A 22,618-nucleotide genomic window follows, 5' to 3' on the forward strand; every position below is an offset into this window, starting at 1 on the left:
GTCATGGGGGAACCGTGTGTGAGGAACTGGGCTTCGAAGGACTCCTCTCCGAGGAGGGCTTCTTCGCGCGGCTGCTGGGGCGTTCGCCCTCGGGTGCCGGCCGGGAGCCGCTGTACGGTCCCGATCTGCCGGTGGTGCTGCTCACCGGCGGCCCGGGCATGGGCAAGGGCCGGCTGCTGCGCGCCGTACGGGACCGGTTCGCCGCCAAGGTGCCGGTGATCCACCTCGACTGCGCCTCGCCGGTGTACGAGGACCGGGCGGGCCCGGAGCCGGAAGCCCGCTCGGCCGCGACCGAGGCGCTGGTGGAGGTGGCCCGGCGGCTGTGCACCTGGCAGGGCACGGGCGGCTCGTTCGCCTTCCCGCGGCTGTTCACCGGCCTCGCCATGATCGCCACCGGCGTCGCGGACGGCACGCCCGAGGCGGTCGCGACGGAGGCCGAACGCTACGAGGACCTGCCCCAGCGGCGCCGCGTGCGCGGCCTGGGCGGCGGCGACTTCTGGCGGGGCATGCTGCGCGGCACCATCCGCAACCTGCTGGCGACCCTGTACGGGCAGGCGTTCGACCCCTATTCGGCGGCCGTGAGCAACGCCCTGCTGGACGCCGTCTTCGAACGCGCGGCTCCCCGGGGCAGGGCGGAGCTGGAGCGGGTCTACGGTGCCTACCCCGGCGCGGCCGGCCAGCCCCGGATCGGCCTGCGCATCCTCGCCGCCGACTTCCGGGCGGGCGGCGAGGCGCGGGAGGTCGCGGAAGGCTTCCTCTTCCGGGCCCTGCGCCAGGACCTGGAGGCGGCGTACGCCTCCCCCTCCGGCTGGCTGCGCCGGGTCGGCCGACCGGGCCTGCTGCTGGACCACGCCGAGTCACCCCTGGGCGAGCAGCTGCTGCGCGCGGTGCTCACCGACCGCCGGGGCGGCCTGCGCGACCGCGTCGTCATCGTGGGCACGGCCCGCCGTCCGGACGGCGGTGCCTTCCTGCACGGCGGCCTGCCGCCCGCGCTCACCACGCCCCCGGCCGAGTACCGGCCCGCCGACGGCGCCCCGCCGGCCTGGTCCCGCCGCACGGACGACGGCGCCGACCGCGCCCCCCTCGCCGACGGCGTGCTCCTGCTGCGGATGCCGCTGCTCACCGGTGACCAGCTGCGCCGGGAGACGGTGCGAAGACAGCAGCGCGCCGAGCCGGAGGGCGGTACCAACCGCCGCCGCATCGACGCCGCCGTCGCCCGGCTGAGCGGCGGCCGTCCGCACACGGTGATCCGGCTGGCCGCCGCCGCGGCGGCGTTCCGCATGCCGGCCGACGCCAACGACCGGGACCTCCTGGACGCCCCCCTGCGCCTGCCCGGCGACGACGCCGAACACCCGGTCGCCGAGGTGCTGTTACGCGAACTGGTCCTGCACCAGCTGCCCGTACGGCTCCCCGCCGAGCACCACGACCACTGGCTCGACCTCCTCACCCACCTGTCGGTGGCCCACGACACCGAGTGCGCGGACGTCCTGCTCCGCCACCACCAGGCGGGCCGGGTCCACCACCTGACCGCCCATCACGTCGCCCGGCTCCTGACCGACACCGGCTGGCCCACCTGCGAACGCCACTTCATCGGCGACTTCGGCCTGCGCCAGCTCCTCGTCCACCGCCTCTACGGCCTGCTCCCGGACGGCGCCGCCTGGTACGCCGACCACCACCTGCTGCGCGACCACTACGCGCGGCGCGCGGCGGGGGAGCGGCGCATCCGCGACGAGGACCTGCCGGACGACGAGGGGGCCGACGACGGCACCCCGCACGAGGGCGCCTTCCGCTCCCTCACCGCCCACCGGATGAACCACCACCTGGTCTCCGGCGGCGCCGACGACGTCGTCGGCCACCTCGCCGCCACGCTCCCCGGCCGGCCCCGCGCCTGGTGCGCCGAACTGCTGGAGATCGCCCAGGCCCCGTACCCGGGCGGCGCCGACGCCCGGCGCGAGCGCGCCCAGGGCCTGGTGTCCGTGGACGGCCCGCCGCTGCGCCGCACGGTCGACCAGCTGCTGCACGCGGTGTGGCTGTGCGAGGAACGCACCCGCCCCACCGGCAAGGAGACCGCACGCACCCTGGCCAAGCTGCTGGACCTCCTCTCGATCATGGACTTCGACGGCGCCGGCCGGCTCAGCAGGACCGCGGCGGACTGGAGCGCCCTGGCCGAGAACGAACAGCCCCTGCTGCGCTGCACCTGCACCGACCAGCTCCGGCGAAGGAGATGACGGCATGCCGAGATGGAAGAAGATCCTCTACTCGCTGTTGGGGGTGGTGGTCCTCGTCGCGGGCGTCACGCTCACGACCTCCCTCGTCCGCAAGCCGGACACCTGCGCCGACGGCGTGGAGCGGATCGACGGCGAGTGCGTGGGCGTCAACGGCGAGGGCTACGACTTCGGCACCCCGGAGATCGCCGACGTGGCCCGGGCCGTCGCCCGCGAGAACGACAGGATCGAGGACCAGCCGCACGTCACGGTCGCGATGATGCTGCCCCTGCAGTCCGACCGCGAGGCCCTGCGCCGGCAGATCCGCAGCGACCTGCAGGGCGCGTACCTCGGGCAGCGGCAGGCCAACGCCGGTGAGGGCGAGCCGCCGAAGATCCGGCTGGTCCTGGCCAACCCCGGGCGCGACTACCGGCACCAGGCGAAGGTCGTCGACACCCTGCTGCGGATGGCCGACTCCCCCGAGGACCGGCTGCGCGCGGTCACCGGCTTCAACCTGAGCCTCGCCGCCACGGAAGCCGCCGTCAAACGCCTCACGGAGCACAGGGTCCCGGTGCTGGCCGCCCGGATCAGCGGCGACCGGATCGCCAACGAGGACCGGGCGGACGGCATGGCCGAGCTGCGCTTCCCCGGCCTGGCCCGCATCCTGCCCACCAACAACGACGCGGCCCGGGCCCTGGCCGACTTCAACGGCGGTCAGGGCCGCCGCAACATCCGCACGGTCCTGGTCTACGACAAGCGCCCCGACGGCTACACCGAATCCCTGGCCCGGGCGTTCAGCCGGATCGAGGAGCGGGGTCCGGCCGGTCCCGCGGCGATGTCCTTCGAGTCCCCGTCCATCGACGAGGCGGGCTCCACCGGCAACCAGTTCACGCAGACGGCCAACAACATCTGCGACTCCGAGGCCGACACGATCTACTTCGCGGGCCGCACCCTCCACCTGCGCATCTTCGCCCTCAAACTCGCCCAGGTGGGCTGCGAGGGCCGGCACTACACCATCGTCAGCGGCTCCGACGCGGCCTCGCTGCGCCAGGACATGACGGAACGGGACTGGGCCTCGCTGCGCGGCGACGACGGACGGCCCAAGGTCACGGTCCAGTACGCGGCCCCCGCCCACCCCGACGCCTGGACGACGGAACTGGCGGCCTGGACGAAGAAGTGGACGGCCACCCACAAGCGCGCCCCGAAGCCCCAGGAGCTCCCCCAGTACCTCACCGAACCCAAGACGGCCCTGGACACCCTGCGCGCCCAGATCACCGCGACCCGGCGCGAGGGCATCTCCCTCGGCTCCACGCCGAACCTGGAGGACTCCCGCACGATGCTGGTCCACGACGGGCTCCTCACCATCGGCAAGGCCCTGCACCAGGCCCAGCAGGGAGCCCCCGACACGACGGTCCCGAGCCGCGAGGACGTCGGCCGCCAGTGGTCCCTCCTCCACTCCCGCCACCGCGTCCAGGCCACCAGCGGCCTGATCTGCCTCACCACCGGGGGCAACGCCTACGACAAACCGGCCGCGATCGTGGAACTGGACCCGGGCCGCGAGGGCCGGGGCACGCTCAAGTTCGTGGGCCTGGGCTGGCCGGCGGGTCGGCCGCAGCCGAAGAACTGCGTGATCCCGAGCGAGACGCCGTGAGGGAGAGCCGGGGACCGGCCGCTAGCGCCGCCGCGGGCGGGGGCCGGGCCGGCTAGGCAGCCCTGCGGCGCGGCCGCGACACCCGCCTGCCCGGTGCGGACCGCTGCCCCTGGCCGGGCTCCCGGACGTCCCGGAACTCCCCGGGCCCGCCCGGCTCCCGGGACTCCTCGGACGGGACGTCGTCCTCTCCGAAGTCCGGGAGATCCGGGAAGTCCGGGGCCCGGAAGGGATCGATGACCGGGGGAGGCGATGCCGCCGGGGAGCGGCGGGGTTGCCCTTCCGGAGCGGAGAACAGCGAAGTCGGTTCGATGGGAGGACTCTCCTTCGTCGGGTGCGGCCCCCTGACGGGGCCGCGCGTGCCGGGACCCGGCACCGTGGTCCTACAGCTTGGTCATCTTGGCGTAGGGGCTCAGGATCCGCATCTGTGCGGAACCGAAGTCCACGAGCGCCGCGATCCCGTCCTCGACACCGATCACCCGGCCGAGGCCGTACATGTCATGGGTGACCTGGTCCCCGACGGCGAAGTGCTTCGGCGCCGGTGCGACAGGGGCCGCGAAGGGGCTGGTAGGCAAATGACGCTTCTGTGCAGCACGCTTTGTCATCACGCCCCAGTATGCGCCTCGGGGGGTGTTCATGGGGACGGGCGAGCTTGATCACATGAAGAACACGGGGTGTCGCCGGACGCGAACCCTCCCGGCGGCGTCGCGGCCACGCTCAGTCCGGCGGTGCCCCGCCCGCCGTCGCGGCCATGCCGGCGGTGTCCTCGAACGGTGGCGCCTCGACGGTCACCGGCCGGTTGACGTCGAGAAACGTGAGGGTCAGGTCGAAGGGCTCGCCATCGACGATCTCCAGCGGCCGGCCGTCGGTGCCGCCCCGAGTGCCACGGCTGTCGCCCCGCAGGCGGAACTGCTCGGTGTGGCTGTCGTCACCGATCCACGGATCCACGGTGAGCGCGCCGTCGACGCGCAGCGTCATGAACGGGTCCAGGTTGCCGATCTGGCGGTCCCGGGCGGCCTCGTCCGCGGCGGCGTCACGGGAGGCGCTGATGCCGCGACCGGTGACCGTCCCCCGGTAACGAGTGGTCCTGACGCCGTCGATCGTCTCCGTCCCGATCCTCCTCCGCACGTCCTGGGAGGCGGTCGGGATCCTGGACCGCGCGGCCGGGTCGCCCTCGATCCGGGCCGGCAGCACCCGGTGGGACCGGTTGTCCATCGCGCCGCGTCCCCAGACGGCCGGTTCGGCGCGGAACCAGTCCTTGCCGTCCGGCCTCTCCCCGTCGGTCGCGCTCCCGCCGACGTACCTCACCTCGTCGACGAACCGGATCTCCAGCCGGCCCGTTTCCGGCAGGGTCCCGGTGAGCCGGTAGCGCAGGGAGGCGATCCGCTCGGAGTGCGCCGCCGCCTCCGCCACGGCAGCCGCGGGCGAGGCCCCGCCCGCCGTGCCCTCCCCGCACGAAACCGTTCCCCCGACGAGCAGCACAGCGGCGAACGCCGCGCCGGTGACTCGCCGCGGCACCCGGCCACGCGAGGAAGACCTCACCCATTCCCCCGGGAATCGAGATGGCTTGAACAGACAAAAACTGCCCGCGAACGAAGAAGGCCCCGACCGGCAACCGGTCGGGGCCTTGCTTCTGCCCTGCTGGGCTGAGGCGGAGGATACGAGATTCGAACTCGTGAGGGGTTGCCCCCAACACGCTTTCCAAGCGTGCGCCCTAGGCCTCTAGGCGAATCCTCCGCCGGAAACATTACATGACCGAGAGGAGTGCTCGCGAACTCGTTCCCCGGCCCCGACATCAGGTAGCCTTGGCGCAGCCCCTCACGCGGCGCTATCTGACTGAACTCCCCCAGGGCCGGAAGGCAGCAAGGGTAGGTCGGCTCTGGCGGGTGCGTGGGGGGCGTCTGCGTTCCCCGGGCGGGGCCCGATGTCAGTGGGCGCCTATAACCTCGTATGCGTGTCGTCTCTCGCTCTGTACCGCCGCTACCGCCCGGAGACCTTCACCGAGGTCATCGGGCAGGAGCATGTCACCGACCCGTTGCAGCAGGCGCTGCGCAACAACCGGGTCAACCACGCGTACCTGTTCAGCGGGCCGCGCGGCTGTGGCAAGACGACCAGCGCGCGCATCCTGGCCCGGTGCCTGAACTGCGAGCAGGGACCCACGCCCACCCCGTGCGGTGAGTGCCAGTCCTGCCAGGACCTCGCGCGCAACGGACCCGGTTCGATCGACGTCATCGAGATCGACGCCGCCTCCCACGGTGGTGTGGACGACGCCCGTGACCTGCGCGAGAAGGCCTTCTTCGGACCCGCCCGCAGCCGGTACAAGATCTACATCATCGACGAGGCCCACATGGTCACGTCGGCCGGCTTCAACGCGCTGCTGAAGGTCGTCGAGGAGCCCCCGGAGCACCTCAAGTTCATCTTCGCGACGACCGAGCCCGAGAAGGTCATCGGCACGATCCGGTCGCGGACTCACCACTACCCCTTCCGGCTCGTCCCGCCCGGCACCCTCCGGGAGTACCTCGCCGAGGTGTGCCAGAAGGAGAACATCCCGGTCGAGGACGGTGTGCTGCCGCTCGTCGTGCGCGCCGGCGGCGGTTCCGTGCGTGACTCGATGTCCGTCATGGACCAGCTGCTCGCCGGCGCCGCGTCCGACGGTGTGACGTACGCCATGGCCACCGCCCTGCTCGGCTACACGGACGGTTCGCTCCTCGACTCCGTCGTCGAGGCCTTCGCCACCGGTGACGGGGCCGCCGCCTTCGAGGTCGTCGACCGCGTGATCGAGAGCGGGAACGACCCCCGCCGCTTCGTCGCCGACCTGCTGGAGCGGCTGCGCGACCTGGTGATCCTCGCCGCCGTCCCGGACGCCGTGGACAAGGGGCTCATCGACGCCCCCGCCGACGTCCTGGAGCGCATGCAGGCCCAGGCCGGCACCTTCGGCCCCGCCGAGCTGAGCCGGGCCGCCGACCTCGTGAACGAGGGCCTGACCGAGATGCGCGGCGCCCACTCGCCCCGCCTCCAGCTGGAACTGATCTGCGCCCGCGTCCTGCTCCCCGCCGCCTACGGCGACGAGCGGTCGGTCATGGCCCGCCTGGACCGGATCGAGCGCGGGGTGAACTTCTCCGCGGGAGCCCCGGCCGGCCTGCCCGCCATGGGATACGCGCCGGGACCGCCCCCGGGGGGCCGGCAGGAGACGCCCGGCGGAGCGTCCGCCGCTCCGGCCCAGGTTCCGCCGGGGGGCGGTCCGGCCGCGGCCCGGGCGGCGGTCCGGGGTACCGGCACCCCCGGCGCCCCCGCCGGTGCCCCCGGTGCGACGCCCGGTCCCGCCGCAGGGGCCGGTGTCCCCGGCAGCGGGGACCACGGCGGCGCCGCGGGCCTCGGCGGTGCGACGGCCGCGCCCGGGCACGTCCCGGCGGCAGCGGGCCAGGACGGTCCGCCGCCCGGGCCGGGCACGGCGCCCCAGCAGCCCGCTACGCCGGCCGGGCACGCCCCCGGCGCGTCCGCCGCTCCCGGCCAGCCCGGCCAGCCCGGCCAGCCCCTCCAGGCCGCCCAGGCACCCCAGTCGCCTCCCGCCCCCACCCCCCAGGCTCCGGCCGTCCCCGCCCCCGGCGCCTGGCCCACCGCCGCCTCCGCGGGCAGTGGCCGACGCCCCGGCGGCTGGCCCACCGCCGCCCCGGGCGCACCCGCCCCGGGCACCCCGGCGGCGGGCGCCGCGACTCCGAGCGCCCCCGCCCCCGCCGCTCCCCCGGCGGCGCCCCCGGCCCCGCCCCCTGCCCAGGCCGCCCCCGCCCCCGGCGGCCTCGACCCCCGCATGCTCTGGCCGAACATCCTGGAAGCGGTCAAGAACCGCCGCCGTTTCACCTGGATCCTGCTCAGCCAGAACGCCCAGGTGGCCGGCTTCGACGGCACGACCCTCCAGCTCGGTTTCGTCAACGCGGGCGCCCGGGACAACTTCCTGAGCAGCGGCAGCGAGGACGTGCTGCGGCAGGCACTGGGCGAGCAGTTCAACGTCCAGTGGAAGATCGAGGCGATCGTCGACCCCTCGGGCGGCTCCGCGCCCCCGGCCCCCGGCGGCCCGTCCGGCCACGGCGGCGGCCAGCCCGGCGGCGGCCACGGCACCGGAGGCGGCTACCACACCGGCGCCGGCTTCGGCCCCGGCCACAACGGCGGCGGTACGGCGACCGCCCAGCGCCCCGCCCCCGCCCAGTCGGCGGCGCCGGCGGCCCCCGGCCCCCACCCGGGCGGCTCCGCGTCCGCCGCCTCGGCCCCGGCGGCCATGCCGACAGCCCCCGTCCCGCAGCCCTCGGCTCCAAAACCGCGCCATGTCTCCGTCGAGGAGGACATCCCCGAGGACGACGACCCGGACCTCGACGAGTCGGCCCTGTCCGGACAGGAGCTGATCGTCCGGGAGCTCGGCGCGACGGTCGTGGAGGAGTTCTCGAACGAGCCGTAGCGAACAGCGCCGACCCGCCCGGCCGCGGCCTGTTCGGAGGAACCTCCGAACGCGCCGCCCCGCCGCCTTCGGTGGCCCGCACAAGGGGAGACCGGCACCTCCCGTTAGGCTGACCCCGTGAAGGTCCTCGTCATCGGCAGCGGCGCCCGCGAACACGCCCTGTGCCACTCCCTGTCCCACGACCCCGACGTCACGGCGCTGCACTGCGCCCCCGGCAACGCCGGCATCGCCGAGGTCGCCGAGCTGCACCAGGTCGACGCCCTGGACGGCGCCGCCGTGACCGAGCTGGCCCAGCGCCTCGGCGCGGACCTCGTGGTCGTCGGCCCGGAGGCCCCGCTGGTCGCCGGTGTCGCCGACGCCGTGCGCGAGGCCGGCATCCCGGTCTTCGGCCCGTCCGGCCGGGCCGCGCAGCTGGAGGGCTCCAAGGCCTTCGCCAAGGACGTCATGGCGGCAGCCGAGGTGCCCACGGCCCGCTCCTACGTCTGCACGACCGCGGCGGAGGCCGACGCGGCCCTGGACGCCTTCGGCGCTCCGTACGTCGTCAAGGACGACGGGCTCGCCGCGGGCAAGGGCGTCGTCGTCACCGACGACCTGGAGACGGCCCGGGCGCACGCGGCCGCCTGCGAGCGCGTGGTCATCGAGGAGTTCCTGGACGGGCCCGAGGTCTCCCTGTTCGCCGTCACCGACGGCGAGACGGTCGTGCCGCTGCAGCCCGCCCAGGACTTCAAGCGCGCCCTGGACGGCGACCGGGGCCCGAACACCGGCGGCATGGGCGCGTACTCCCCGCTGCCGTGGGCCGATCCCAAGCTGGTCGACGAGGTGCTGCAGACCGTGCTGCAGCCGACGGTGGACGAGATGAACCGCCGCGGCACCCCGTTCTCCGGTCTGCTCTACGCCGGTCTCGCGATCACCTCCCGGGGTGTCCGCGTGATCGAGTTCAACGCCCGCTTCGGCGACCCCGAGACCCAGGTCGTCCTGGCCCGCCTCAAGACCCCGCTGGCGGGTCTGCTGATGGCCGCGGCCACCGGCAACCTCGCCCACCTGGAGCCGCTGCGCTGGAGCGACGAGGCGGCCGTGACGGTGGTCGTCGCCTCGCACAACTACCCCGGCACCCCGCGCACCGGCGACCCCATCACCGGTCTCGACGAGGTCGCCGCCCAGGACGCCCCGCACGCCTACGTGCTGCACGCCGGGACCAGGCGCGACGGGGACGCGATCGTCAGCGCGGGCGGCCGCGTCCTGTCCGTCACGGCGACCGGCAAGGACCTCGCCGAGGCCCGCGACCGGGCCTACACGGCCGTCGGCCGCATCCACCTCGACGGCTCCCAGCACCGCACGGACATCGCGGCGGAGGCGGCGGGCGCGTAGCCGCCCCGCCGGGGCCGGCCGCCACCGGCCGCCACCCGTCGCGGGAGAAACCACCCCCGCGCCGATGAACCCCGCAGGCCCCGGATCCGTCTCAGGATCCGGGGCCTGACGTGTGCGGTGGGCGGGGGCCTGATCCTCGCTGTCCGTCATCACCTTTCCCCAGAGCCATTCCATCGAGTGACCGATGCCCTATCCGGCTGACGGGGGGCGAGGCCCCAACTAGGGTGCGGCGCAAGCGTTCCGGCACTTGGCCCACCGGCATTGCGATGTCGGTGGCGGGTGCCACAGTGGGGGAGTGAGCAAGGAAAGCGTCAGGTCAACGGGGAGGGGGTGAGGTCGGTCGTGACCGGAATGGGTGTGGAGGCGGGCGCGCAGGCCGCGCGGGCCCGGGCGCTCGTCGTGCTGCGCATCCGCAGCCGCGCGCTGGCCCTGGCCCTGCTGCCGGCAGCCGTCGCCGTGATCCTGCTCGCGGGTCTTCCCACCGGGCACCTGGCCGGTCCGGGCTGGGACGCCGCCCGCTGGGTCCTGACGCCGCTCGCGCTCCTGGCGCTGCTCGCCGCCGCCGGCGTCGCCCTGGTCGTGGCCCGGGCCCGCCCGGCCGTGAGCCCCACGGTCGCCATCGCGGAGGAGGCGGCCCCGGACCTGTACCGGATGGTGCGCGACCTCGCCGACCGCCTCGACGTCCCCGCGCCCTCGGCGATAGCGCTCACACCCGACTGCGACAGCTGGCTGGAGGACCGCACGCACCGGGCCCACGGCCCGCCACCGGCGGAGGAGCACGAGGACATAGCCGGTGCGGGCGGGCACGCCCACCGCCGTCACCCGGTCGCGCCGGTCCTGGTCATCGGGTCCCCGTTCCTGTGGTGGATGCGGGTCGGCGAGCTGCGGGCGGTCCTCGCCCCGGTGGTGGCCGGTACGGGCCCCTCGGCCCACCCGGACATAGCCGCCGCCCGGCGCTTCGTGCGAGGCCTGGACGCCGCCGTCGCGGTGACCTCGGCGCCCCGCCGCGATCCGGTGTCGCGGCTGGTGCTCGCCGGTGCCGGCCGGGTGGCCAGGGTCCTGCTGCGCAGTTGCCGGGCGCACGCCGCCGAGATGGAGCGGGGCGTGGCGGCCGCGGCCGCGGAGCGTGCACAGGCTGTGGACTACGGCCTGCGGATCGTCGCCCAGGAGCAGGTGGGCCTGGCCTACGCCGGCTGGGACCGGCTGCTGACCCGGGTCGCCCTGCCCGCCTGGCGGATGGGCCGCTGGCCGTCCCGGCTGGACGCGGGGGTCGTGGCGGCGCTGACGGAGCTGTCCCGGCGCGACCGCCTGGCCGAGGGGTTCGCGTCCCGGCTCGGTGAGCGGCCCGCCTGCGATCTGCTGGAGGAACCGGGCGCGGTCGACGAGGCCGCCTCCCTGCTGGCCGCCCGCCTCTTCCACGGCGGACCGGCGGGGCCCCGGCCCGACTGGTCCCCGGTGGACTGGAGCGAGTATCCGGAGGAGGTCGTGGACCGCAAGTGGCGCGTCGACGCGGCCCGCCTCCACCGCGTCCTGGACGCGCTGGGCGTCCGCCCCGCCCCCGGCCCCACGGCCTCCGCCACCGGCGCCCCGACCCTCGCCCGCGTGCTCGACCACCTGGCGGACCTCTCCGCCGACGGCCTCGCGGCAGGGGGCGAGGACACCGTCCCGGGAGCCGACGGCGCCCTCGCGAGCGGGGCCGCACCGGGCCCGACCCCGGCCACGGCCCACGCCGCCGCCTCCGCCGTCGCCACCGACACCACCACCGACGACGAAGACCTCTCCGGCACCACCCCCCGCAGTGCCGCCCTCGCCGCCCGCCTCAGCGCCGAGCTGTCCCGCGAGGAAGCCGCGACGCCCCGCCCGTCCCGCACGGCCGCCGACGCCACGGCCGCCGACCCCGCGGCGCTGTGGGACGACCGCACGCTCCCCCTCTTCCCGCTCCAGCCCCCGCGCACGGCCCGTGAACTGCTCGCCGACCACCTCACGGCGATGGTCTGCTGCGCGGCGATGGACACCGCCGGCGCGACGCCCGGCCTGGACTGGCTGGACGGCCCGACGCTGCTCGTCGACGGCGCCCGCACGCCGGATCTCGCACCGAAGGTCTTCGCCCTGATCGAGGACGGCGACGCGACCCCGCTCCGGACCTGGCTGGCCGACCTGGGGATACGTCCGGAGAAGCCGGTCCGCCTCGCCTGACATCGGCCGCTCGCCCGGTGCCCACCCGCGGAGCCTCACCTTCCGCTTCTGGCCAATTCAAAACGAACAGTGACGAAGTGCGCGCGTTATGTGATGTGCTTGGACCGTTCACGCGCGCGGCAAAGGCGCGCGACATACGACAAACACACAAGACCACGCAAGACACAACAACACCACACACCACATCGGCAGGCACCACCACGGGGGCGAAGGGGAGGGGAAAGCGACTATGCGTTCGGAGCAGATCCGCCGCTGGGAATCGGGAGCACTGGCGCACGCCGTGACGGATCCCTTCGGCCAGGGCCCCGTTCCGTGGCTGCGCGGCAATGTGACGTACTTCGACGACACGGGCCAGATCGTCCCCTGGTACGTGGACCAGGACGCGCCCCACTCCCGGCGCGAGGGCGGCCGCTCCGGCGGCCCCCGCGCGGCCGACGACGTCCACCTCCAGATCAAGGGCTTCACCTCCACCGGCGCGGTCGCCCCCGGCGAGGCCATCGACTTCCACATCACGGTCGACCCGCCCCAGCAGTTCGCCGTCGACATCTACCGCATCGGCCACTACGGCGGGGACGGCGCCGCCAAGATCACCACCAGCCCCCGCCTGTCCGGCATCGTCCAGCCCCCGCCCCTCACGGCCGACCGCACGGTCTCCTGCCACCACTGGTGGCTGTCCTGGCGCCTGCAGGTCCCGTCGTACTGGAACATCGGCGCGTACGTGGCGGTCCTCACCACGGCCGACGGCTACCGCTCCCACGTGCCGTTCACCGTCCGCCACGACCAGCCCGCCGACCTGCTGCTCGTGCTGCCGGACATCACCTGGCAGGCCTACAACCTCTACCCGGAGGACGGGCGCACCGGCGCGAGCCTGTACCACGCCTGGGACGAGGAGGGCCGGCTGCTGGGCGAGGCGGACGCCGCCACGACGGTCTCCTTCGACCGTCCGTACGCGGGCGCCGGCCTGCCGCTGCACGTCGGCCACGCCTACGACTTCATCCGCTGGGCCGAGCGCTACGGCTACGACATCGCCTACGCCGACGCCAGCGACCTGCACGCGGGCCGCGTCGACCCCACCCGCTACCGCGGCCTGGTCTTCCCCGGCCACGACGAGTACTGGTCGGCCGAGATGCGCCGGACCGTGGAGGTCGCCCGCGACGCCGGCACCTCGCTCGTCTTCCTCTCCGCCAACTCCCTGTACTGGCAGGTGGAGCTGGGCCCCTCCCCGTCCGGCGTCCCGCACCGGCTGCTGACCTGCCGCAAGCGCAAGGGCCCCGGCAAGCCGGTGCTGTGGCGGGAGATCGACCGGGCGGAGCAGCAGCTGCTCGGCATCCAGTACGCGGGGCAGGTGCCCGAGCCGCACCCCCTGGTCGTGCGCAACGCCGGGCACTGGCTGTGGGAGGCGACCGGGGCGCACGAGGGCGACGAGATCGAGAACCTGGTGGCGGGCGAGGCCGACCGCTACTTCCCGCGCACGCCGCTGCCCGAGCACGAGGAGCGCGTCCTGCTCGCCCACTCCCCGTACACGGACAAGGAGGGTGTGCTGCGCCACCAGGAGACGTCCCTCTACCGCGCCCCTTCCGGCGCCTGGGTCTTCGCGTCCGGGACGTTCGCCTGGTCCCCGGCCCTGGACCGCCCCGGCCACGTCGACGCCCGCGTCCAGCGCGCCACCGCCAACCTCCTGGACCGCATCTGCAAACGCGACTGACCCGCTGTCGGTGACCAAGCTCGCATACGGGAGAATCGAGCCACTGGTACAGAACCACGGGGAGGAACCGTGTCCGGATTCGTCGAAAAGCCCGAGCCGCTCCAGATTCCGGGCCTGGTGCATCTGCACACCGGCAAGGTGCGCGAGCTCTACCAGAACGAGGCGGGCGACCTCGTGATGGTCGCCAGCGACCGCATCTCCGCGTACGACTGGGTGCTGCCGACCGAGATCCCGGACAAGGGCCGGATCCTCACGCAGCTGTCCCTGTGGTGGTTCGACCAGCTCGCCGACCTCGTGCCGAATCACGTGCTGAGCACGGAGCTGCCCGCGGGCGCCCCCGCCGACTGGCAGGGCCGCACGCTCGTCTGCAAGAACCTCCGGATGGTCCCCGTGGAGTGCGTGGCCCGCGGCTACCTCACCGGCTCCGGCCTGGCCGAGTACAACGAGACCCGCACGGTCTGCGGCCTCGCCCTGCCCGAGGGCCTGGTCGACGGCAGCGAGCTGCCCGCCCCGATCTTCACCCCGGCCACCAAGGCCGAGGTCGGCGAGCACGACGAGAACGTCTCCTACGAGGAGGTCGCCCGCCAGGTCGGCGCCGACACCGCGGCCCGGCTGCGCCAGGCGACCCTCGCCGTCTACTCCCGCGGCCGGGACATCGCCCGGGAGCGGGGCATCATCCTCGCGGACACCAAGTTCGAGTTCGGCTTCGACGGCGACACCCTGGTCCTCGCCGACGAGGTCCTCACCGCCGACTCCTCGCGCTTCTGGCCGGCCGACCAGTGGCAGCCGGGCCGGGCGCAGCCGTCGTACGACAAGCAGTTCGTGCGGGACTGGCTGACCTCGCCGGAGTCCGGCTGGGACCGCACGGGCGAGCAGCCGCCGCCCGCCCTGCCGCAGCAGGTCGTCGACGCCACCCGCGCCAAGTACGTGGAGGCCTACGAGCGCCTCACCGGCACCCGCTGGTCGTAGGACACGCAGAAGCCCCCCGGCCGGGACCGGGGGGCTTCTCGCTGGAGCGAACGACGAGGTTCGAACTCGCGACCTCAACCTTGGCAAGGTTGCGCTCTACCAACTGAGCTACGTTCGCATGCGCCGTGGCGCGGGAACCACTATACCCAACCTCGCTCCCGCGCGAGCCGCACCGCGGCATGCCGGTTCTCCGCCCCGAGCTTCGACACGGCCGACGACAGGTAGTTCCGCACGGTCCCCTGGGACAGCGCGGCCCGCTCGGCGATCTCCGCGACGGGCGCCCCGTCGGCGGCCAGTTCCAGCACCTCGGCCTCCCGCGCGGTCAGCGGCGAGTCCCCGGCGGCGATGGCGTCGGCGGCCAACTCCGGGTCGACGTAACGGTTCCCGGCGTGCACGGTGCGGATGAGCTCGGCCAGCCGCTGCGCGCTCACCGTCTTCGGCACGAACCCCCGCACTCCGGCCTCCAGCGCCCGCTTCAGATGGCCGGGCCGCCCGTGGCTGGTGACGATGAGCACCCTGCAGGAGGGCAGTTCGGAGCGCAGGGATGTGGCGACCTTCACACCGTCGGCGCCGGGCATCTGGAGATCCAGCACGGCCACGTCCGGCCGGTGCGCCCGGGCCATCGCCAGCGCCTCCGGTCCGGTGGCCGCCTCGGCGACGACGGTGATGTCCTCCTCCAGCGCCAGCAGCGCGGCGAGCGCCCCCCGGATCAGGTGCTCGTCGTCGGCGAGCAGCAGCCGCACGGGCTGCGCGGCCGTCACGACGTGACCTCGCTCACGCCACGGGCGGCGGCGGACCCGTGCGGGGCGCTGTCCGGCGGCAGCGGAATCACCGCGGTCAGCCGGAACAGGTCCGTGCCCACGGGCCCGGCCTCCAGCGTCCCGTCGATCTTCGCCAGCCGCTCCCGCAGCCCGGCGAGCCCCGAACCGGGCGCGGCGGACGAGCCCCCTTCCGTTCCGGTGACCCCGTCGTTCTCCACGGACAGCACCACACGCCCCTCCCATACCCGCAGTTCCACGGCACACCGCCGCGCGTCCCCGTGCCGCAGCACGTTCGTCGCGGCCTCCCGTACGACCCACCCCAGGGCCGACTGCACCGCGGCCGGCAGCCCCGCCGGGGTGCGTCCGCTCACCGTGCAGTCGATCCCGGCGGCGGCCAGCACCCCTTGCGCACCGGCCAGTTCCGACGCGAGGTCGGCCTCCCGGTAGCCGCGTACGACCTCGCGCACCTCCCGCTGCGACTCCTGCGCGAGCCGCTGCACCTCGACCATCTGCGCCACGGCCTCCGGACGCCCCCGCTGGGCCAGCTGCACGGCCAGCTCGCTCTTCAGGGCGATGACGGCGAGGTTGCGCCCCATGACGTCGTGCAGATCCCGCCCGAACCGCAGCCGCTCCTCGGCGACGGCGAGCCGGGTGCGGGTCTCGCGGGCCTCGTCGAGCTCGTAGACGATGTCGAGCAGCCACACGGAGACGACGGCCGTGAAGGCGACGAGCCCGCAGCCGAACAGCACCATCGCCGACGCGAACAGCGCTTCGGACAGGGGGGCGCCGCGGGTGAACGCCACGATCCAGGCGCCCGCGGCGCATCCCCCGACGATCGCGAACACGCGCCGCCGGTCGCGTACGCCGAGCGTGACGATGCCGGCCCCGACGATGACGACGACCGCGAAGGCCCCGCCCGCGGCGGCGTCGGCGCGTTCGCCGTCCCGCCCGTCCGCGATGGCCAGCGAGGCGATGCCGACCGCGGCGGTCAGCGCGGCCAGCGCCCACAGCAGCCTGACGGGCTGCGGCCGCCGGCCGCGCGTCCAGTCCAGCGCCCGCGACACGATGACGAAGCACAGCGCGGCGTGCCCGCCCACCAGCAGCAGCAGCGCGGCTCCCGGCCACGCCCCGAGCGGGACCAGGACGGTGAGGCCGACCGTGAGGAACTCGACCACCGCGAAGAAGTGGAACGACCACCGGGTGTACGTCTCGACCTTCTCCGGCTTGCTCTGCTGCCGCCACCACCTGCCCGGCCCGCGCATCAGTCCGTCACTCCCCATCCGCTCAGCGCCGCGGTTCCCAGCGGAACCTCCGCCGTACAGCAAACACGGCGACTGCCGTCCAGGCCACCGCGACCGCGAGGGCGCCCAGCGTGTCGGAGGCGGACAGGTCACCGGTCCAGCCGCCGCGCACCAGGGTGACGGCGGGCGTCAGCGGCAGCAGCTCGCACACGCTCGCCACCTGGTCCGGCAGCAGCTCCAGCGGCACGAACATGCCGGAGCCGACCATCGAGACCATCATCAGCGGCATCGGCGTGACCTGGGCGCTCTCTCCCGTCCGGGTGAAGCTCGCGGTGGCGGCGGCGAGGGCGGCACACAGCACGAGCCCCGACAGCAGTCCGAGGGCGGCCAGGTGGGGGGCGGCCGGCGCGGCCACGTCCAGCAGCACGGTGCACCCCGCGGCCAGCAGCAGGCTCTGCGCGAGCCCGGTGAGGACGGCCGGCAGGGCCGCACCGGCCAGGATCTCGCCGTCCCGCAGCTCACCGGTGCGCAGCCGCTTGAGGACGAGTTCCTCCCGCCGGACGACGAAGGTGCCGACGAGCACCGAGTAGACGGCGAACAGCAGCGAGAAGCCGATCGCGGCGGGCAGCACGAAGGTGCCGGTGTCGAGTCCGGCCTTGGCGAGGTCCATCTCGCGGGCCGCCTGCGACGCGCTGACCGGAAGCACCAGGGGCACGAACAGCGCGGCGACGAGCGCGCCCCGGGTGCGTCCCAGCAGGGTCAGTTCGGCGCGGGCGAGGGCCGCCATCCGGCTCGGCGCGGTGGTCGCCGCGGGGCGGGGTGCGGTGGGGACGGCGCTCATGCCGCGTACTCCTTCGTCGTCGTGGCCCGCTCGGCGGATGCCTCCCGGGCGATCTGCAGGAACGCCTCCTCCAGGGAGGCCGACCGCACGTCCAGGCGGCGCAGCTCGACCCGGGCCCGGTCGGCCCACATCAGCAACCCGGTGGCGGTGCGCTGCAGTTCACGGGTGCGCAGCCGGACGGTCCGGCCGTCGGTCTCGTGCCCGGCCACGCCGAGTTCGCCGAGCGGCGGCAGGTCACCGAGGAAGTAGCCCTCCGGCAGCTCGAAGGAGATCCGCGAGGGCTCGGCGGCGGTGACCTCGGCCGGGGTGCCGGTGGCGGCGATGCGGCCCTCGTGCATGATCGCCAGCCGGTCGGCGAGCTGCTCGGCCTCCTCCAGGTAGTGCGTGGTGAGCAGCACGGTCGTGCCGCCGTCGCGCAGCGCGCTCACCAACTCCCAGGTGTCGTGGCGCCCTTCGGCGTCCAGGCCGGTGCTCGGCTCGTCGAGGAACAGCACCTCGGGATCGCCGAGCAGGGCGAGCGCGAGGTCCAGCCGTCGCCGCTGCCCGCCGGAGAGCTGCTTGACCCGGGTGCCGGCCTTGGACTCCAGCCCGACCAGCGCCAGCACCTCCGCCGGTGGCCGGGCCCCGCTCACGCACCCCGCCCACATCCGCGCGGTCTCCGCGACGGTCAGCTCGGACGGGAAGCCGCCCTCCTGGAGCATCACGCCGGTGCGGGGGCGTACGGCGGCCCGCTCGGTGTACGGGTCGTGTCCGAGGACCCGCACCCGGCCGTCCGCCGGCGGTGCGAGGCCCTCCAGCAGTTCGACGGTGGAGGTCTTGCCCGCGCCGTTGGTGCCGAGCAGCGCGAAGACCTCTCCGCGCCGGACGGTGAAGCTGATGCCGCGTACCGCCTCGAACCCGCCCCCGTACACACGCCGCAGGTCAGTGACCTCAATCACGTGTTCGTGTCCGTTGGTTTCCATGCCTCAAGCGTTCCGCCCGCACGGCCCGTCGAGCAGTGCGCGCTGTCATCACTCGGCATGACAAATGTCAGAGGGGGAGGGGAAACGAAAAGACCCCGGTCCATCAGGACCGGGGTCTCATTCCCGAGCGGACGACGAGGCTCGAACTCGCGACCTCAACCTTGGCAAGGTTGCGCTCTACCAACTGAGCTACGTCCGCGTTGCTCCCGACCAGCTCTCACTGACCGGTGCGGGCACCAGCCTACCTGATCCACATCAGTGGTCGGTACGGCGGTGCGGAGCGGGTGACAGGAATCGCACACTGCGCCTTCCCCCTGGAAGGGGGATGTTCTACTACTGAACTACACCCGCGTGTTCCGTGAGCTGGCCTTTCGGCCGTGCCCCTCGGCGTGCTCCAGACTCTAGCTGATCAGCGGGGGTGCTGCGCAAGTCGGTTGCCGCGAGGGGCCGGTGACCGGTCGTCGGGGCGGGCCCGGCGGGCCGTCACTGCGCGGCGCTGAACGCCTCGTAGACCCTCTTGGGGATGCGCCCGCGCGCGGGGACCTCCATCCGGTTGGCCTGGGCCCAGGCGCGCACCGCCGAGGGGTCGGGCGCGACCTCCGTCTGCCGGTACGCCTTGCCCGAGCGGGACCGCTTGCGGCCGGCCTCCACGTAGGGCGCGAGCGCCTTCCGCAGTTCACCGGCATTGACCTCGCTCAGGTCGATCTCGTACGACCGGCCGTCCAGTCCGAAGGCGATCGTCTCCGTCGCTTCCGAGCCGTCGATGTCGTCAAAGAGAGTGACCACGACCTTCTGCGCCACGAATATCGGTCCCTTCTTGCGGCACTTGCCAATTCATTTCTACAGTGCCCTGACAATGCATGGTGAAGCCCGACTAAATCCTTCCGCGTGTCCGAACGCAATAGGTTCCGGGTGTCGATCGGGAATCTTTCCCGGAAATTTTCGCGTGTGTGCTCGTCGATGCCGGATCGTGATGCCGGTCACGTAGCTTCCTCCAAGTCGACGCGCGTAGAAATTTTGTGCGGGTAGTCTGAAGGAACCTGCTCAGCACCACACACCGGGAGTGCCAGTGGCACGCGTCGTAGTCGACGTCATGCTCAAGCCGGAGATCCTCGACCCCCAGGGCCAGGCGGTGCAGCGCGCACTGCCGCGGCTGGGTTTCGACGGGATCTCGGACGTCCGCCAGGGAAAGCGTTTCGAACTGGAAGTTGACGGGCCGGTCGACGAGGCCGCCCTCGCCCGCATTCACGATCTTGCGGAGTCCTTCCTCGCGAACACCGTGATCGAGGACTTCACGGTCCGGGTCGAGGAAGTCGCGGAGGCCGTGAAGTGACCGCTCGTATCGGCGTCGTCACTTTCCCGGGCTCGCTCGACGACCGGGACACGCAGCGTGCGATCCGTCTCGCGGGCGCCGAGCCCGTCGCCCTCTGGCACAAGGACAAGGACCTCAAGCAGGTCGACGCCGTGGTGCTGTGCGGCGGTTTCTCCTACGGCGACTATCTGCGCGCCGGCGCCATCGCCCGTTTCTCGCCGGTGATGGAGCCCCTGCTGGAGCAGGCGAAGGCCGGTCTGCCGGTCCTCGGCATCTGCAACGGCTTCCAGATCCTCACCGAGGCGCACCTGCTGCCCGGCACGATGCTGCGCAACGACCACCTGCACTTCATCTGCCGCGACCAGAAGCTGCGGGTGGAGAACGCCGAGACCGCCTGGACCACCGACTACACGGCCGGCCAGGAGATCCACATCCCGCTGAAGAACAACGACGGGCAGTACGTCGCCGACGCGTACACGCTCGACCAGCTGGAGGCCGAGGGCCGCGTCGCCTTCCGCTACCTGGACTTCAACCCCAACGGCTCGCAGCGGGACATCGCCGGTGTCACCAACGAGGCCGGCAACGTGGTCGGCCTCATGCCGCACCCCGAGCACGCCGTCGAGCCGCTGATCGGCACCGGCCGCACCGACGGCCTCCCGTTCTTCACCTCGATCCTCAAGAAGCTGGTCAACGCATGAGCCGGACGCCTCTGGACACGGTCGAGCACGCGGCCGCGACCCCCGACGTCGAGCTGCCCTGGGCCGAACTGGGCCTGAAGAAGGACGAGTACGAGCGCGTGGTCGAGATCCTCGGCCGCCGGCCCACCGGGGCCGAGCTCGCCATGTACTCGGTCATGTGGTCCGAGCACTGCTCGTACAAGTCCTCCAAGGTGCACCTGCGCCAGTTCGGCGAGAAGGCACCGGAGAGCGACGCCATGCTCGTCGGCATCGGCGAGAACGCCGGTGTGGTGGACGTCGGCCAGGGCTACGCGGTCACCTTCAAGGTCGAGTCGCACAACCACCCGTCGTACGTCGAGCCCTACCAGGGCGCGGCCACCGGTGTCGGCGGCATCGTCCGCGACATCATCGCCATGGGCGCCCGCCCGGTCGCGGTCGTGGACCCGCTGCGCTTCGGCGCCGCCGACCACCCCGACACCAAGCGCGTCCTGCCGGGCGTGGTCGCGGGCATCGGCGGCTACGGCAACTGCCTGGGCCTGCCCAACATCGGCGGCGAGGTCGTCTTCGACGCCTGCTACCAGGGCAACCCGCTGGTCAACGCCGGTGCCATCGGCGTGATGCGGCACGAGGACATCCACCTCGCCAAGGCCTCCGGCGCCGGCAACAAGGTCATCCTGTACGGGGCCCGGACCGGCGGTGACGGCATCGGCGGCGCCTCCATCCTGGCCTCCGAGACCTTCGACGACGCCAAGCCCTCCAAGCGCCCCGCCGTGCAGGTCGGCGACCCCTTCCAGGAGAAGCTCCTCATCGAGTGCACCCTGGAGGCCTTCAAGGAGAAGCTGGTCGTCGGCATCCAGGACCTCGGCGCGGCCGGGCTGTCCTGCGCCACCTCCGAGCTCGCCTCGAACGGCTCCGGCGGCATGCGCGTCACCCTGGACGACGTCCCGCTGCGCGACTCCACGCTCTCGCCCGAGGAGATCCTCATGAGCGAGTCGCAGGAGCGGATGTGCGCGGTCGTCGAGCCGGAGAAGGTCGACCGCTTCCTGGAGATCTGCGCGAAGTGGGACGTCATCGCCACCGTCATCGGTGAGGTGACCGACGGCGACCGCCTGGAGATCTACTGGCACGGCGGCAAGATCGTCGACGTCGACCCGCGCACGGTCGCCCACGAGGGCCCGGTCTACGAGCGCCCCTACGCCCGCCCCGACTGGCAGGACGCCCTGCAGGCGGACGACGCGAACAAGCTGCCGCGCCCGGAGACCTCCGAGGAGCTGAAGGACCAGGTCCTGAAGCTGGTCTCCTCCCCGAACCAGGCCTCCAAGTCCTGGATCACCAGCCAGTACGACCACTTCGTGCAGGGCAACACCGTCCTCGCCCAGCCCGAGGACTCCGGCATGATCCGGATCGACGAGGAGACGGGCCTCGGCGTGGCCATCGCCACCGACGGCAACGGCCGGTACGCCAAGCTCGACCCGTACCACGGCGCCCAGCTGGCCCTGGCGGAGGCGTACCGCAACGTCGCCACCACCGGCGCCAAGCCGCTCGCCGTCTCCGACTGCCTGAACTTCGGCTCGCCCGAGGACCCGGCGGTGATGTGGCAGTTCGCGGAGGCCGTGCGCGGTCTGGCGGACGCCTGCCGGCAGCTCGGCACCCCGGTGACCGGCGGCAACGTCTCCCTCTACAACCAGACGGGCGAGGCGGCCATCCACCCGACCCCGGTGGTCGCGGTGCTGGGCGTCATCGACGACGTGGCCCGCCGCACCCCGGTCGCCTTCCAGGAGGAGGGCCAGCTGCTCTACCTCCTCGGCGACACGCACGAGGAGTTCGGCGGCTCGGCCTGGTCGCAGGTGATCCACGACCACCTCGGCGGACTGCCCCCGAAGGTCGACCTGGAGCGCGAGCGCCTGCTGGCCGAGATCCTGATCTCCGCCTCCCGCGACGGCATGATCGACTCCGCGCACGACCTGTCCGACGGCGGTCTGATCCAGGCCGTGGTCGAGTCGGCGCTGCTCGGGGACAAGGGCGCGCGCCTGATCGTCCCGGACGGCCTGGAAGCCTTCACCTTCCTGTTCTCCGAGTCGGCGGGCCGCGCGGTCGTGGCCGTACCGCGCTCCGAGGAGCTGCGCTTCACCGACATGTGCGGCGCCCGGGGCCTGCCGGCCACCCGCATCGGTGTCGTCGACGGTGACACGGTCGACGTGCAGGGCGAGTTCACGCTCACCCTGGCCGAGCTGCGCGAGGCGCACGAGGGCACGATCCCGGCCCTGCTGGCGTAGGCGACCGA

17 protein-coding genes, 4 tRNA genes and 1 other RNA gene are annotated in these 22,618 nt (G+C 73.3%); 11 read left to right on the top strand and 11 right to left on the bottom strand.

Features of this window, described 5'->3' with window-relative positions:
- Positions 1-14 precede the first annotated feature (14 nt).
- Together AC07DA_RS13990 and AC07DA_RS13995 are read left to right on the top strand one after the other, a co-directional pair.
- A complete protein-coding gene (locus tag AC07DA_RS13990) occupies positions 15-2,228 on the top strand; it encodes a hypothetical protein (protein WP_479127723.1) in 2,214 nt (737 codons plus the stop codon).
- 4 nt (positions 2,229-2,232) lie between these two features.
- The gene (locus AC07DA_RS13995; protein WP_479127725.1) at positions 2,233-3,855 is read left to right on the top strand and encodes a type 1 periplasmic-binding domain-containing protein; all 1,623 of its coding nucleotides are present in this window, start codon (positions 2,233-2,235) and stop codon (positions 3,853-3,855) included.
- Positions 3,856-4,235: 380 nt separating this feature from the next.
- Here the strand turns inward: AC07DA_RS13995 and AC07DA_RS14000 are convergent, their stop codons facing one another.
- From AC07DA_RS14000 to AC07DA_RS14010, 3 genes are all read right to left on the bottom strand, one after another.
- On the bottom strand, positions 4,236-4,457 hold the full coding sequence (locus AC07DA_RS14000; RefSeq protein WP_383327771.1) for a hypothetical protein: 222 nt from the start codon (positions 4,455-4,457) through the stop codon (positions 4,236-4,238).
- Positions 4,458-4,569: 112 nt separating this feature from the next.
- Positions 4,570-5,370: an SCO4651 family lipoprotein gene (locus AC07DA_RS14005; protein ID WP_479127727.1), complete on the bottom strand. Its 801-nt coding sequence runs from the start codon at positions 5,368-5,370 to the stop codon at positions 4,570-4,572.
- Between the two features lie 134 nt (positions 5,371-5,504).
- A tRNA-Ser gene (locus AC07DA_RS14010) sits at positions 5,505-5,589 on the bottom strand.
- Between the two features lie 73 nt (positions 5,590-5,662).
- Between AC07DA_RS14010 and ffs the strand changes: the two genes are divergently transcribed.
- The 6 genes from ffs to AC07DA_RS14040 all read left to right on the top strand — a co-directional run bounded on the left by ffs (position 5,663) and on the right by AC07DA_RS14040 (position 14,540).
- Positions 5,663-5,757, top strand: an RNA gene (ffs, locus tag AC07DA_RS14015) — signal recognition particle sRNA small type.
- Between the two features lie 49 nt (positions 5,758-5,806).
- Positions 5,807-8,302: a DNA polymerase III subunit gamma and tau gene (locus tag AC07DA_RS14020; protein WP_479127729.1), complete on the top strand. Its 2,496-nt coding sequence runs from the start codon at positions 5,807-5,809 to the stop codon at positions 8,300-8,302.
- Between the two features lie 117 nt (positions 8,303-8,419).
- Positions 8,420-9,670 carry a phosphoribosylamine--glycine ligase gene (purD, locus tag AC07DA_RS14025; protein ID WP_479127731.1) on the top strand — a complete coding sequence of 417 codons (1,251 nt, stop codon included), beginning with the start codon at positions 8,420-8,422 and terminating at the stop codon, positions 9,668-9,670.
- A 351-nt stretch (positions 9,671-10,021) separates the two neighbouring features.
- Positions 10,022-11,866: a M48 family metalloprotease gene (locus AC07DA_RS14030; protein ID WP_479127856.1), complete on the top strand. Its 1,845-nt coding sequence runs from the start codon at positions 10,022-10,024 to the stop codon at positions 11,864-11,866.
- Positions 11,867-12,095: 229 nt separating this feature from the next.
- Positions 12,096-13,571, top strand: coding sequence for a N,N-dimethylformamidase beta subunit family domain-containing protein (locus tag AC07DA_RS14035; RefSeq protein ID WP_479127733.1), 1,476 nt, complete (start codon positions 12,096-12,098; stop codon positions 13,569-13,571).
- Positions 13,572-13,640: 69 nt separating this feature from the next.
- Positions 13,641-14,540: a phosphoribosylaminoimidazolesuccinocarboxamide synthase gene (locus AC07DA_RS14040; protein ID WP_479127735.1), complete on the top strand. Its 900-nt coding sequence runs from the start codon at positions 13,641-13,643 to the stop codon at positions 14,538-14,540.
- A gap of 42 nt (positions 14,541-14,582) precedes the next feature.
- Here the strand turns inward: AC07DA_RS14040 and AC07DA_RS14045 are convergent.
- The 8 genes from AC07DA_RS14045 to AC07DA_RS14080 form a co-directional block, all read right to left on the bottom strand.
- Positions 14,583-14,658: transfer RNA gene (locus AC07DA_RS14045), tRNA-Gly, on the bottom strand.
- Between the two features lie 22 nt (positions 14,659-14,680).
- On the bottom strand, positions 14,681-15,301 hold the full coding sequence (locus tag AC07DA_RS14050) for a response regulator (protein WP_479127737.1): 621 nt from the start codon (positions 15,299-15,301) through the stop codon (positions 14,681-14,683).
- Positions 15,298-16,563, bottom strand: a complete 1,266-nt coding sequence (locus AC07DA_RS14055) for a sensor histidine kinase (protein WP_479127857.1) — start codon at positions 16,561-16,563, stop codon at positions 15,298-15,300. The genes AC07DA_RS14050 and AC07DA_RS14055 overlap by 4 nt, the downstream gene beginning before the upstream one ends.
- Before the next feature lie 22 nt (positions 16,564-16,585).
- On the bottom strand, positions 16,586-17,383 hold the full coding sequence (locus tag AC07DA_RS14060) for an ABC transporter permease (RefSeq protein WP_479127739.1): 798 nt from the start codon (positions 17,381-17,383) through the stop codon (positions 16,586-16,588).
- Positions 17,380-18,345 (bottom strand): ABC transporter ATP-binding protein, encoded by a 966-nt coding sequence (locus tag AC07DA_RS14065; protein WP_479127741.1) that lies wholly within the window; start codon positions 18,343-18,345, stop codon positions 17,380-17,382. Before AC07DA_RS14065 ends, AC07DA_RS14060 begins: the two co-directional genes overlap by 4 nt.
- A 126-nt stretch (positions 18,346-18,471) precedes the next feature.
- A tRNA-Gly gene (locus tag AC07DA_RS14070) sits at positions 18,472-18,544 on the bottom strand.
- Between the two features lie 80 nt (positions 18,545-18,624).
- Positions 18,625-18,696, bottom strand: a tRNA-Gly gene (locus tag AC07DA_RS14075).
- Positions 18,697-18,828: 132 nt separating this feature from the next.
- On the bottom strand, positions 18,829-19,146 hold the full coding sequence (locus AC07DA_RS14080; RefSeq protein ID WP_365091789.1) for a histone-like nucleoid-structuring protein Lsr2: 318 nt from the start codon (positions 19,144-19,146) through the stop codon (positions 18,829-18,831).
- Positions 19,147-19,414: 268 nt separating this feature from the next.
- Between AC07DA_RS14080 and purS the strand changes: the two genes are divergently transcribed.
- The 3 genes from purS to purL are packed head-to-tail and all read left to right on the top strand — an operon-like array spanning position 19,415 to position 22,610.
- Positions 19,415-19,678 (top strand): phosphoribosylformylglycinamidine synthase subunit PurS, encoded by a 264-nt coding sequence (gene purS / locus AC07DA_RS14085; protein WP_030251612.1) that lies wholly within the window; start codon positions 19,415-19,417, stop codon positions 19,676-19,678.
- On the top strand, positions 19,675-20,355 hold the full coding sequence (purQ, locus tag AC07DA_RS14090; RefSeq protein WP_311688296.1) for a phosphoribosylformylglycinamidine synthase subunit PurQ: 681 nt from the start codon (positions 19,675-19,677) through the stop codon (positions 20,353-20,355). Before purS ends, purQ begins: the two co-directional genes overlap by 4 nt.
- Complete coding sequence (gene purL / locus AC07DA_RS14095; RefSeq protein WP_479127745.1) at positions 20,352-22,610, top strand: phosphoribosylformylglycinamidine synthase subunit PurL; 2,259 nt, start codon at positions 20,352-20,354, stop codon at positions 22,608-22,610. Before purQ ends, purL begins: the two co-directional genes overlap by 4 nt.
- The last annotated feature ends 8 nt before the right edge of the window (positions 22,611-22,618 follow it).

Source organism: Streptomyces sp. NPDC044921 (assembly GCF_056432865.1).

Bases quoted from the DNA above. Each gene is read 5' to 3' on its own strand.
- AC07DA_RS13995 (WP_479127725.1), top strand. From the start codon at position 2,233: ATGCCGAGATGGAAGAAGATCCTCTACTCGCTGTTGGGGGTGGTGGTC.
- AC07DA_RS14000 (WP_383327771.1), bottom strand. From the start codon at position 4,457: ATGACAAAGCGTGCTGCACAGAAGCGTCATTTGCCTACCAGCCCCTTC.
- AC07DA_RS14030 (WP_479127856.1), top strand. From the start codon at position 10,022: ATGGGTGTGGAGGCGGGCGCGCAGGCCGCGCGGGCCCGGGCGCTCGTC.
- AC07DA_RS14035 (WP_479127733.1), top strand. From the start codon at position 12,096: ATGCGTTCGGAGCAGATCCGCCGCTGGGAATCGGGAGCACTGGCGCAC.
- AC07DA_RS14055 (WP_479127857.1), bottom strand. From the start codon at position 16,563: ATGCGCGGGCCGGGCAGGTGGTGGCGGCAGCAGAGCAAGCCGGAGAAG.
- AC07DA_RS14060 (WP_479127739.1), bottom strand. From the start codon at position 17,383: ATGAGCGCCGTCCCCACCGCACCCCGCCCCGCGGCGACCACCGCGCCG.
- AC07DA_RS14065 (WP_479127741.1), bottom strand. From the start codon at position 18,345: ATGGAAACCAACGGACACGAACACGTGATTGAGGTCACTGACCTGCGG.
- purL (WP_479127745.1), top strand. From the start codon at position 20,352: ATGAGCCGGACGCCTCTGGACACGGTCGAGCACGCGGCCGCGACCCCC.